This is a genomic window from Erythrobacter sp. QSSC1-22B, from assembly GCF_001678665.1.
GTDB lineage: Bacteria > Pseudomonadota > Alphaproteobacteria > Sphingomonadales > Sphingomonadaceae > Qipengyuania.
Map to the genome: position 1 here is coordinate 66,731 of NZ_LZRP01000008.1, position 11,419 is coordinate 78,149.

Here is an 11,419-nt window from a genome sequence, read left to right on the forward strand (position 1 = left end):
GATTATCCTCTCTCTCCATTCCCCAGCGTCAAGTTCTAGGTGAAAGCGGAACCGGGACAAGAAAAACCCCGCCGGAGCGGAGCTTTCGGAGTGGATTGTGCAACGGGTGAACCCGAATGGCGTGGATCAGAAGCGGAACTGGGTTCCGACATAGACCGCCTGATTGTCCTCGATCCCGTCGGTGAGCGGTGCGAGGCGATCGCGTTCCTGCGACAGCCGCACGCCGGCGGTGACATCGAGATTGCGCGTCACGCGGTAGGAGCCGCCGACATCGACGCTCTGTTCATCCAGCGATTCGAGCGGGCGCGAGGCGCTGACCGGCAGATCGTCCCGTTCGGATGCGATCCGCGGCTGGAACCGGCTGGGCTTGCCCTGCGGCTGCGAGGGGCGGAATTCCGCGAGATCGGGCATGGCGATATCGCGCACGCCCGACAGGCCGGCAATCGGTTTGGGCGCGGGCTGGGTGAAGCCCTGATAGCCGCGCGCGATGCCGAGATCGTAGCGCGTTGGCGCCAGCGCCAGCAGCGGCGAACCGCGGCCCGCCTCGGTGGCGCCGTCGATGGTGTTGCGAACCGAAATCGCCCGCGCGGTTGCCTGATCGACGCGGACCGCGACGGTCAGCGTGCGATCCTTGCGCCCGGGCCGCGCCGCGGGGGTGAAGCGCAAGGCATCGAGCCCGACCGAAGAGGCCAGTTCGCTCATCAGCGAGGCATCCATCCCAGCGGGGGTGAAGGGCATGAATTCGAGATCGGCGCCCGATTCGCTCGCGGTGGTGGGAGCACCCACGACTGCAGCGCCGGTGGAGGGAAGCGTGAGCGCAAGACCGGCGCCGACGAGCAAGGCGGCCGTAAGCCGCACCTTTCCGCCATTACCTGTGCTGCGTTTCATGATCTTCGTGCCCCGTGAAACCTGTTGTGACGAAAATTTCGTCTGTATCTCGACCCGCATTAGACCACTCAGGCCGTTAACGGTTCCTGAAGTTGCCATCTTGCGAGTCTTTCTCGATGCGATTGTTAGGAAGATGACAAAAGGAGAGCCAGCTTTTCCACAGCCCGGAGGCAACAAATCTGCCGACTGTTGCCGGCTCTCCACACCGGGCGGTCCCGGGAACGCAACGCAGGCACTTGCCGGCAAAGCGGAATTCAGCGGCTATTCAGCGCCCGGGCTCCTAATTCGAGCGCCGGGGAAGGTGCACGATCCCTTGCCCGTCGCGCCTGGGCGTCTATAGGACGCCATAAGACAGACCAAGGACCAGCATGACCCTTTATCCCGCAAACCGCCGCTCCGCTCTCCGCATCGCCACCGCCTTCGCCGCGGTGGCCACGCTGGCGGGTTGCGCCGGGAACGAGCGTCCACGGGCCGATCTCGCCGCGGCGCAGGTCAACACCATCGGCGTCAATTCCTACCTCTGGCGCGCTTCGCTCGACGCGGTGAGCTTCGCGCCGCTGCTTCAGGCCGATAGCGCCGGCGGGGTGATCGTCACCGACTGGTACTCCAATCCGGCCAATCCGGGCGAGCGGGTCAAGCTCACGGTTTCGGTGCTCGACACCGATCTGCGCGCCGATGCGCTGCGCGTCGCCGCCAGCCGCCAGGTCGCGCAGGGCGGTGGCTGGATCGAGGCGCCGGTTCAGGCCGCCACGGTGCAGAAGCTGGAAGACATCATCCTCACCAAGGCACGCGAATTGCGCCGCCAGGCGATCGCCAGCTGATCGCGAACGCGCGACACTAAGGCCGAGACACCAACCGGCGCAAACAGCCGCAGCAAGACAGAACGACAGGGGCGCCCATGGCCGAGAGCAGTTTCGATCCGTCGCAGGCCGACGGACGCTGGCAGCGGGCATGGGACGAGGCGCAGACCTTCCGAGCCGACAGCGGCTCGAGCAAACCCAAGAGCTACGTCCTGGAGATGTTCCCCTATCCCTCGGGGCGCATCCACATTGGCCATGTCCGAAATTACACCATGGGCGACGTGCTTGCGCGCTACAAACGGATGCGCGGGCACGAGGTGCTGCATCCGATGGGCTGGGACGCCTTCGGGATGCCCGCCGAGAACGCCGCGATGGAAAAGGGCGTCCACCCCGGCCAGTGGACCCGCGCCAATATCGAGCACATGAAGGCGCAGTTGCAGCGCCTCGGTTTCGCGCTCGACTGGAGCCGCGAGCTGGCGACCTGCGAACCCGAATATTATGGCCACGAACAGGCACTGTTCCTCGATCTGTATGAGGCGGGGCTGGTCTATCGCAAGGAGAGCGAGGTCAATTGGGACCCGGTCGACCAGACCGTGCTTGCCAATGAGCAGGTGATCGATGGCAAGGGCTGGCGCTCGGGCGCCGAGGTCGAGAAGCGCAAGCTGTCGCAATGGTTCCTCAAGATCACCGATTTCGCCGAGGAACTGCTCGAGGGGCTGGGCGCGCTCGAGCGCTGGCCCGACAAGGTCCGGCTGATGCAGGAGAACTGGATCGGCCGCTCGCAGGGGTTGCAGTTCTCCTTCACGCTCTCGACCGGCGAGCCGCTGGCAGTCTACACCACGCGGCCCGATACCATTTTCGGGGCAAGCTTCGTCGCGGTGGCGGCGGATCACCCGGTGGCGCGCGCTGCGGCGCAGGGCAATCCGAGCGCGGAAGAGTTCATCGCGCTGTGCAAGCGCGGTGGGACCACCGCCGCCGAGCTGGAAACCGCCGAGAAGCTTGGTTTCGACACCGGAGTGACCGCGCGCCATCCCTTCACCGGCGAGGCGCTGCCGGTCTATATCGCCAATTTCGTGCTGATGGATTACGGCACCGGGGCGATCATGGCGGTGCCGGGGCACGACCAGCGCGATTTCGAATTCGCGACCAAATACGGCTTGGCGATCCCGCGTGTCGTCGCCGACAGCGTGGCTCAGGCAAGCGATCCGTTTGGTGTGGGTGCCGAATCGGGCGAGGGCGTGCTGGTCAATTCGCGCTTCCTCGACGGGATGGGCGTGGACGAGGCCAAGGCCGAGGTCATCCGCCGCGCCGAAAGCGAAAGCTGGGGCGAGGGCAAGACCGTCTGGCGGCTGCGCGACTGGGGCGTCAGCCGCCAGCGCTATTGGGGCACGCCGATCCCGTTCATCCATTGCGCGACCTGCGGGGTGGTTCCGGCCCCCAAGGAGAGCCTGCCGATCACGCTGCCCGAGGATGTCGATTTCCAAACCCCGGGCAATCCGCTCCAGCGCCACGAGGTGTGGAAGCGCGTCGAGTGTCCGCAATGCGGCGCCGAGGCCACGCGCGAGACCGACACGCTCGACACTTTCGTCAATTCGAGCTGGTACTTCCTGCGTTTCGCCAGCCAGCCCGCCGATCGGCCCTTCGACCCGGAAGAGGTCGCCAAATGGCTGCCGGTCGAGCAATATATCGGCGGTGTCGAGCATGCGATCCTGCACCTGCTCTACGCGCGCTTCTGGACCCGTGCGCTCAGGCGCATGGGGCGGCTCGAGGTCGCCGAACCCTTCGCCTCGCTGTTCACGCAAGGCATGGTGACGCACGAGACCTACGCGCGCCGCGGTGCCGACGACGGGCGGCAGAGCTTCTTCAGCCCCGAGGAGGTCGAGCGCAGCTCCGACCGCGCGGTGCTCAAGGCAGACGGCTTTCCGGTCGAGATCGGCCGGGTGGTCAAGATGTCGAAGTCGAAGAAGAACGTCGTCGACCCCGACACCATCGTCGAGCGCCACGGCGCCGATGCGGTGCGCTGGTTCATGCTGTCGGACAGCCCGCCCGAACGCGACCTGCCATGGTCGGACGCCGGGATGGAGGGCTGCGCGCGCTTCGTCCATCGGCTGTGGCGCCTGTTTGGGCAGTATGATGCCGGAGCAGAAGGAACCGAGGACAAACCGCTCGAGCGCAAGACCCACCAGACTATCGCCGCGGTCGCCACCGATATCGAGGCGCTCGGCTTCAACAAGGCGGTGGCGCGGATCTACGAACTGACCGCAGCGGTCGAGAAGGCGGCGCCTGCGGCCAGCCGCTCGCGCGCAATTCTCACGCTGGTCCAGCTGGTCGCGCCGATGATGCCGCATCTGGCGGAAGAGGCCTGGCAAAAGCTCGCGCAGCCCGGGCTGGTGGCCGATGCACCCTGGCCCGAGGTCGACCCCGCGCTGCTGGTCGAGGACGAGGTCACCATCGCGATCCAGCATATGGGCAAATTGCGCGATACGCTGAGCGCCCCCAAGGGCGCGTCGAAGGCGGATCTCGAAGCGCTCGCGCTGGCCAGCGAGAAGGTCCAGCGCTCGATCGATGGCGCGGCGATCCGCAAAGTGATTGTCGTGCCCGACCGTTTGGTCAATATCGTCACCTGATGCGCCGGATCGCCACCCTTCTCCCCCTGCTCGCTATCGCGCTGGCGCTGCCCGGCTGCGGGCTGCAGCCGATGTATGCCGGCGGCGGCAGCGGCGTGGTGGCGCAGGGGCTCGCTGCGGTCGAGGTCCCGGCGATCTCGGGGCGCGCCGGCTGGCTGATGCGCAACGCGCTGGTCGACCGGCTGGGTGCCGCAGGCGAGGCGGCGCCGCGCTACCGGCTCGATGTCCGGCTCGACGACCGGCTCGAGGGGCTGGGCGTGCTGGGCGACGACACGATCGGGCGCGAACGGCGGACGCTGCGCGCGCGCTACCAGCTGATCGACAGCGAAACCGGCTCGATCCTGCTCGATGCCACCGCCGGTTCGGACGCCGGGATCGACGTCGTCTCGAGCGAATACGCCACCATCGCCGCCGAGCAGACGGCGCTGGAGAACTTGGCGCGCGAGGTCGCCGACCGGATGGTGACGCGGATCGCGATCACCCTGCGCAATCGGGATCAGGCGTCGCAGTGAGGGCGCCCAAGTGAAGGCGCCCCGATGAAAGCGACGCAGCGCGATTTCGCGGCCAAGGCGCGCGGTGCGCTCGGCACGGTCTCGATCTTCTTCTTCTGCGGTCCCGACGAGGCCGGTGCCTCGGCGGCGGCGCGCGATCTGGTGAGCCTGCTTCCCGACCCCGGCGAGCGGGTCGAGCTGGCGGGCGGCGAGCTGCGCTCGGACCCTGCAAGGCTCGGCGACGAGGCGCGTTCCACCTCGCTGTTCGGTGACAGCCGCCATATCCTGGTGCGCGCCAATGGCGACGAGGCGCATGACGCGCTGCGCACGCTGGTGGAGACCAGCGACATGGGCGCAGGGAAGGCGTGCCCGGTGCTGGTGGTCGCCACCGCGGCGACCGACAAGTCGCGCACCGCCAAACTGCTGGAAAAGCGCAAGGATGCGCTGGTCACGATGTTCTACCCGCCCGATCTCGGCTCGGTGACCCATGCGGTGCGGGCGATGGGCGACGGCGCCGGGGTGCAGTTCAGCGGGGGGCTGGCCGAGCGGATCGCGCGCGCCGCCAATCTCGATGTCCGGCTGGCGCAGTCGGAGATCGACAAGCTGGCGCTTTATCTCGACGCCACCCCGCAATCGCCCAAGCAGGTCGATGCCGCCGCGCTCGATGCGATCGGTGCGGTGAGCGACGAGGATGGCTTCATGTCGCTGGTCAATGCGGTGCTGTCGGGCGACCAGCCCAAGCTTGCCGCCGAGATGGTGCGGATGCGCGAGATGGGGTTGAACCCGGTCGGGCTGCTGCTCGCCTTCGAGCGCCGCGCGGCGCAACTGGCGCGGATCGCGGCGCGGATCGGCCCGCGCGGGTCGTTCGAGGATCTCGGCAAGGGCGAGAAGGCGCAGCTGGGGATCTTCTTTCGCGAGGAACGCGAGATCCGGAACCAGCATGCCTATTGGCGTGGGCCGCGGCTCGACCGGCTGACCACCCGGCTGGTGGAACTGCACCGCGAATTGCTCGCCAACAGCCAGGCGGCGCATCTGCTGCTGGCGCAGGCGCTGACCGGGATGGCGCGGCGGCCGCGTCGCTGAATTGGCGCGCCGCTAGTTTTCGGGGACCGAGAAGCTCCCGCTGACCCGTCCGCCATCTCCGGTGGTGGTTTCGCCCGCGACACCCGAGGAGCCGCTGGCGCTGCCATCGACGCTCGATACGCCGCTGACCAGATCGATCACCAGCCGTCCGCCGTTGAGCGTGTCGCTGCCGCGCCGCAGCCGGACATTCCCCGACAGCGTGATGATCCGGCGGTTGAAATCATAGACTGCATTGTTGCCCGAGGCGGTCTCGTTGCCGCGCCGCACATTGACCCCGCCGGTCGCCATGATCCGCTGAATCCTGAGGCTCCCGGCATCGGTGTAATTGACCAGCGTGCGCGCTGCGGTCAGCTGCAGCCCGGCCTGGTCGATCACCACATTGCCCGACAGCACGACGCGGTTCTGCCGGTCCTGCAGCTCGATCCGGTCGGCGGCGTAATTCACCGGAGCGTTGGAATTGTGCCCGGCGATCGCCTGGGCGTTGAGCTGGATTCCCGCCATCAACGCCAGCGTGGCGGCAAAACCGCCGATCAGCCAGCGGCGCGAGGTGGCAAGCAGGTTCGTCATCACGGCATCCTCAACAGGCCCGGCACCATGCGCAGGCGGGCATTGCCGACCAGCGCGACGGTCCGCGCCCCGAGGTCGACTTCCAGACGGTTGGCGGAAAAGGTCCCCGCCGGGATCGCGCCCGAGACGCCATCGCTTCCGACGACGCGCTGGGTGTCGAGATTGATCTGCACATCGCGTAGCAGCATGCGATAGCCATCGGCCGCAGTCATCCGCATCGCACCGGGCACGATCATGGTCTCGGCATCGATGTCGTAGGCGCCCCCGCTCGCATCGATGATCGCCGGCCCCTCGGGCAGCAGCAGCCGCGCCGCCATATCCTCCATCCGGACGATGCCCTCGATGCTCGAGCGCTGGACGGCTTCGCCCGCGGTCAGCGAGAAGGGGCGGCTGCGCTCATCCTGTCCGCGATACATCGCGTTGTCGACGCGCAACCGCTCGTCGATCACCGCGACCTTGTTGCGGTCGAGCAGGAAGCTGACCTCGCCCCGCGGGCTGAGCGGGGTGATCACCATCAGCGCCGCGACCACGCCGACGCCCAGCGGCAGCGCGCGGGCGAGGAAGCCGACCAGCCGGTCGTGCGATCCGCCCGGCGCCGCGAAATGCTGGCGCTTGCTGCGCAGCGCGGCGGCCCGCCTGGTTTCTCTGCGCTCTTCGGGCCGTGGGGTGGAGACCATGCGCTGCGACCTCAGGCGTGGCTGAAGATGTCGTGCTCGGGCCAGCCGGCGATATCGAGCCGCGCGCGGGTGGGCAGGAAGTCGAAACAGGCCTGCGCCATCTCGGCGCGCCCTTCGCGCTCGAGCCGCTTCTCCAGTTCCTCGCGCAGGCGATGGAGATAGCGCACGTCCGAAGCGGCGTAGTCGCGCTGCGCCTCGCTCAGCACCGGGCCGCCCCAGTCGGAGCTCTGCTGGTGCTTGGAGAGGTTCTCGCCGAGCAGTTCCTCGACCAGGTTCTTCAGGCCGTGGCGATCCGTGTAGGTCCGCACCAGCTTGCTGGCGATCTTGGTGCAGAACACCGGCGCGGCCATCACCTCGAGGTAATATTCGATCGCGGCGAGATCGAAACGCGCGAAATGATAGAGTTTCACGCGGTTGGGATCGGCGAGAATCGCCTTGAGATTGGGCGCGTCGTAGGTGCTCTCGGGCCCGAAGCGGACCAGATGCTCGTCCTTGCCGCCATCGCTGATCTGGACCAGGCACAGCCGGTCGCGCGGCGTGATCAGGCCCATGGTTTCGGTGTCGATGGCGATCGCGCCGTCGCCGAGCACGCCTTCGGGGAGGTCTTCTTCGTGGAAATGTACAGTCATATGGCGAAGGGCCTTAGGCGCATTGGGGATTGGTGGAAAGGCCTGCTGGCGAGCGGCGTTCCGACCGCCTAGCGTGGCGCGCATGAACGACGGCAAGCTCCCCGAAAGTTGGCGCGATGTGCTCGAACCGTTGCTGGCGAGCGAGGAGGCGCGGCGGCTGGGTGGCTGGCTGCGCGCCGAGGAAGCGGCGGGCAGGGCGGTCTATCCGCCACGCGGCAGCCGCTTGCGCGCGCTCGAACTGACCGAGCGCGAGGCGGTCAAGGTCGTGATCCTCGGGCAGGACCCGTATCACGGGCCCGGCCAGGCGATGGGGCTGAGCTTCTCGGTGCCGCGGGGCGTGCGGGTGCCGCCGAGCCTGGCGAACATCTACAAGGAATTGCACGCCGATCTGGGGCTGGAAATCCCGGCGCATGGCGATCTGACGCCCTGGGCGAAGCGCGGTGTGCTGCTGCTCAACACCACGCTTACGGTCGAGAGTGGGCAGGCGGGCAGCCATGCCGGTCGCGGCTGGGATGCGGTGACCGACGGGGTGGTCGCGGCGGTGGCGGGAAGCGATCGGCCGACCGTATTCGTGTTGTGGGGTGCGCATGCGCAGAAGAAGGCCGCGCGGCTGCCGGGGCTCGCGGATGGCCGCCATCTGGTGCTGCGCAGCCCGCACCCCAGCCCGCTGTCGGCGCATCGCGGGTTCTTCGGGTCGAAGCCTTTCAGCAAGGCCAATGATTTTTTCGAGGCAGCGGGGCGCAAAGCGATCGACTGGAGCCTGCCAGCCGAAGGCTGAACTAGAACGCGGTCACCAGCCGCAGCCCGGCCAGCAGCGCCGTATCGCGCGGGGCGATGGCGCTGTCGATCAATTGGAGGTTGGCGGTGAGCCGGAAAGTCTCGTTGAGGCCGAGCGTGTAAAATGCCTCAACGCCCTCCTCGTCCTCCAGCGGGACGCGCGCGGCGAGCGCATCGACCAGACCGTCGGTCAGCGAATAGCGGAACCAGCCCAGCCCGAAGCGGTCCTGCGGGCGACCGGGCGGATTGCCCGCGATCCCGGCCTGCGCGCTGACATCGAGAAAGGTCGGATCGCCCGCCGAGAGATAGACTTGGCCGAACACCCCGATCCCGCCCCCCGGATCGCGCGGTCCCCCGGCGAGATACTGGCTGGCTGCGAGAATGGCGGCGAATTCGCCCCGGCTCTCGCCGAAACCCGATCCGGGCGCAGGGATCAGCACGGGCGGCAGCGCGCGGCTGCTGATACCGCGCCGGGTGCTGGCGGCGAGTTTGAGCGCGTAATAGCCCTGTTTTCCGCCGATCTTTGCAGGCACTGTGACCGAGGCGAGCATGCCCACCCCATCCTCGAACAGCGTCGGAATGCCGCTGCGACGCGAGGCGAGATTGGGGTCGAACACCCACAACCGGAACAGCGCCTTGCTGGTGGGTACATTGAGCAGCGCGCCGACCAGCGATCCCGGCACGATGGCGCTGGGCGGAAGCGCGAAGGAGAGGTTCTGGAACCCCTCGATCCCGCCGCCGCCGGTGATCGGCAATTGCGCCGCAAGATCGAAAACATTGACCTTGCCCACGGTCAGCGAGGTGCCGCTGCGCCAGGTCTTGGTGAGATTGGCCGAAAGGTCGAACTGTTCGCCCTCGCTGGCGGGATAGAACAGCGCGCTGTTGGTCGGCAGCAGCCCGATCTCGCCATTGCTCGATTCGCCCAGCCGCATCTCGGGATGGATGTGGAGCGAGAACGTATCGTCGAGCCCGAACAGGCTGCCCTTGAGGTCGATATAGGCATCGAGCTTGAGGCCGTATTCGACATCACCGGGCGAATCACCCGACAATGGCATGTCGAGGAACTGCGCCGCGACCAGCCTGATGCTGACGGGATCGGCGCGCGCTGGCGGGTCAAGGGGCTGCGGTGAAACGGTCGCGGTTTCAACGACGGGATCGGAGAGAGGATCGGCGACTGCCTGATCCTGCGTCGCCGCGTGTGCGTTGTCCGGCAACGAACCGCCAAGCACCAGGCCGCCAGCGGCCAGCGCGCCCATCCAGTGTCGCATTGCGTCCCCCCCACAAGACCGGCCGGAGCAGTGATTGCCCGCATTCCGTCGCTGCGAAACTAGCCGACCCCCACCGGTTGGCAAGGCATCGGGATCATATCGGAGCCATTGCCCTCAGCGCGGCAGTTCGCTTGCCCCCATCAGCGCCTCGTCCACCGCACGCGCGCACTGGCGGCCCTCGCGGATCGCCCAGACCACCAGGCTCTGCCCGCGCCGCATGTCGCCGCAGGAATAGACCCCCGGCTCGCTGGTCACGTAGCTGTCGGTATCGGCGGCAACCGCGCCGCGATCGTTGAGCGCCACCCCCGCCCGGTCGAGCAGCCCGCGCCGCTTGGGACCGGTAAAGCCCATCGCCAGCAGGATGAGGTCGGCAGGAAGGGTGAAGGTGCTATCCGGCACTTCCTCGAATTTCCCGCCATTCCATTGGATACGGACGCATTCGAGCCCCGAGATGCTGCCGTTTTCGGCGACTACGCGCTTGGTGAGCACGCCCCAGTCGCGCTCCGCGCCTTCCTCGTGGCTCGAGGATGTGCGCATTTTGAGCGGCCAGTCCGGCCAGGTCAGCGCCTTGTCCTCGTGCTCGGGTGGCTGGGGCATGATCTCGAGCTGGGTAACGCTCTTGGCGCCCTGGCGGTTGGAGGTGCCGACGCAGTCCGATCCGGTGTCGCCGCCGCCGATGACGATAACGTGCTTGTCCGTGGCCGACAGCGTCCCGCGCGGCGCGGCACGCAGCTCGTCGTCGCCGGCGTTGCGCTTGTTCTGCTGGGTGAGGAATTCCATCGCCAGTCGCACGCCCGGCATTTCGGCGCCGGGGATCTGCAACTGGCGCGGTTCTTCCGCACCGCCGGCCAGCACCACCGCGTCGAAATTGTCTTGCAGCGCCTTGAAGCTGATCTCGACCCCGACTTCGGCACCGATGCGGAAATGGACGCCCTCGGCCTCCATCTGTACCGCGCGGCGATTGATGTGCTGCTTGCCCATCTTGAAGTCGGGAATTCCGTAGCGCAGCAACCCGCCGATCCGGTCGCTCTTCTCGAACACCGTCACCGCATGGCCCGCGCGCGCCAATTGCTGCGCGCAGGCGAGCCCGGCGGGGCCGCTGCCGATCACCGCCACCGATTTGCCCGTCTGCCGCTCGGGGAGCTGCGGCTGGATCCAGCCTTCCTGCCATCCGCGATCGACGATGGCGCATTCGATCGATTTGATCGTAACCGGGGCGTCGACGATGTTGAGCGTGCAGGCCGCCTCGCAGGGCGCGGGGCAGACGCGGCCGGTGAATTCGGGGAAATTGTTGGTCGAATGGAGCAGATCGAGCGCGTTGCGCCAGTCGTCCTCGTAGACGAGGTTGTTCCAGTCGGGGATGATGTTGTTGACCGGGCAGCCGGTATGACAAAACGGAATCCCGCAATCCATGCAGCGCGCGGCCTGATCGCGCAGTTCCGCTTTTCCCATCGGCACGGCGAATTCGTCGTAATTCTTCACCCGCTCGGCGGGTTCGAGATAGTCGCGGTCGCGCCGCGCGTATTCGAGGAAGCCGGTCTGCTTGCCCATCAGATGCTCCCGGATGGATTGGATTGGTTGGCCGATGGCCGCTTTCGGCCCGCTTCGCTCG

Annotated in this window: 11 protein-coding genes; 5 read left to right on the forward strand and 6 right to left on the reverse strand. The window is 67.3% G+C overall.

The features are described from left to right. Positions 1-126: 126 nt before the first annotated feature. Positions 127-888: a hypothetical protein gene (locus A9995_RS13215; RefSeq protein ID WP_067613780.1), complete on the reverse strand. Its 762-nt coding sequence runs from the start codon at positions 886-888 to the stop codon at positions 127-129. A gap of 368 nt (positions 889-1,256) precedes the next feature. On the opposite strand from A9995_RS13215, the gene A9995_RS13220 reads away from it, so the two are divergent. The 4 genes from A9995_RS13220 (at position 1,257) to A9995_RS13235 (ending at position 5,889) form a co-directional block, all read left to right on the forward strand. Continuing rightward, the gene (locus tag A9995_RS13220; protein ID WP_067613782.1) at positions 1,257-1,709 is read left to right on the forward strand and encodes a DUF3576 domain-containing protein; all 453 of its coding nucleotides are present in this window, start codon (positions 1,257-1,259) and stop codon (positions 1,707-1,709) included. A 77-nt stretch (positions 1,710-1,786) separates the two neighbouring features. Further along, positions 1,787-4,315 carry a leucine--tRNA ligase gene (leuS, locus tag A9995_RS13225; protein ID WP_067613784.1) on the forward strand — a complete coding sequence of 843 codons (2,529 nt, stop codon included), beginning with the start codon at positions 1,787-1,789 and terminating at the stop codon, positions 4,313-4,315. Beyond that, positions 4,315-4,827, forward strand: coding sequence for an LPS assembly lipoprotein LptE (gene lptE, locus A9995_RS13230; protein WP_067613786.1), 513 nt, complete (start codon positions 4,315-4,317; stop codon positions 4,825-4,827). Before leuS ends, lptE begins: the two co-directional genes overlap by 1 nt. Positions 4,828-4,851: 24 nt before the next feature. After that, a complete protein-coding gene (locus A9995_RS13235; protein ID WP_067613788.1) occupies positions 4,852-5,889 on the forward strand; it encodes a DNA polymerase III subunit delta in 1,038 nt (345 codons plus the stop codon). Positions 5,890-5,901: 12 nt separating this feature from the next. Here A9995_RS13235 and A9995_RS13240 read toward each other — a convergent pair whose 3' ends face one another. Genes A9995_RS13240 through A9995_RS13250 form a run of 3 tightly spaced genes read right to left on the reverse strand, consistent with a single transcriptional unit; the run spans position 5,902 to position 7,762 of the window. Beyond that, entirely contained in the window at positions 5,902-6,456 is a 555-nt protein-coding gene (locus A9995_RS13240; RefSeq protein WP_067613791.1) for an LptA/OstA family protein, read from the reverse strand. Further along, positions 6,456-7,133 (reverse strand): LPS export ABC transporter periplasmic protein LptC, encoded by a 678-nt coding sequence (locus tag A9995_RS13245; RefSeq protein ID WP_067613793.1) that lies wholly within the window; start codon positions 7,131-7,133, stop codon positions 6,456-6,458. The genes A9995_RS13240 and A9995_RS13245 overlap by 1 nt, the downstream gene beginning before the upstream one ends. Before the next feature lie 11 nt (positions 7,134-7,144). After that, complete coding sequence (locus A9995_RS13250) at positions 7,145-7,762, reverse strand: ribonuclease D (RefSeq protein WP_067613795.1); 618 nt, start codon at positions 7,760-7,762, stop codon at positions 7,145-7,147. Positions 7,763-7,844: 82 nt separating this feature from the next. Here A9995_RS13250 and A9995_RS13255 point away from each other — a divergent pair, with 82 nt between their 5' ends. After that, positions 7,845-8,540: a uracil-DNA glycosylase gene (locus tag A9995_RS13255; protein ID WP_067613796.1), complete on the forward strand. Its 696-nt coding sequence runs from the start codon at positions 7,845-7,847 to the stop codon at positions 8,538-8,540. A gap of 1 nt (position 8,541) precedes the next feature. On the opposite strand, the gene A9995_RS13260 is transcribed toward A9995_RS13255, so the two are convergent. After that, positions 8,542-9,795, reverse strand: coding sequence for a carbohydrate porin (locus A9995_RS13260; RefSeq protein ID WP_067613798.1), 1,254 nt, complete (start codon positions 9,793-9,795; stop codon positions 8,542-8,544). A gap of 126 nt (positions 9,796-9,921) precedes the next feature. After that, on the reverse strand, positions 9,922-11,358 hold the full coding sequence (locus tag A9995_RS13265; RefSeq protein ID WP_067613800.1) for a glutamate synthase subunit beta: 1,437 nt from the start codon (positions 11,356-11,358) through the stop codon (positions 9,922-9,924). Positions 11,359-11,419 lie beyond the last annotated feature (61 nt).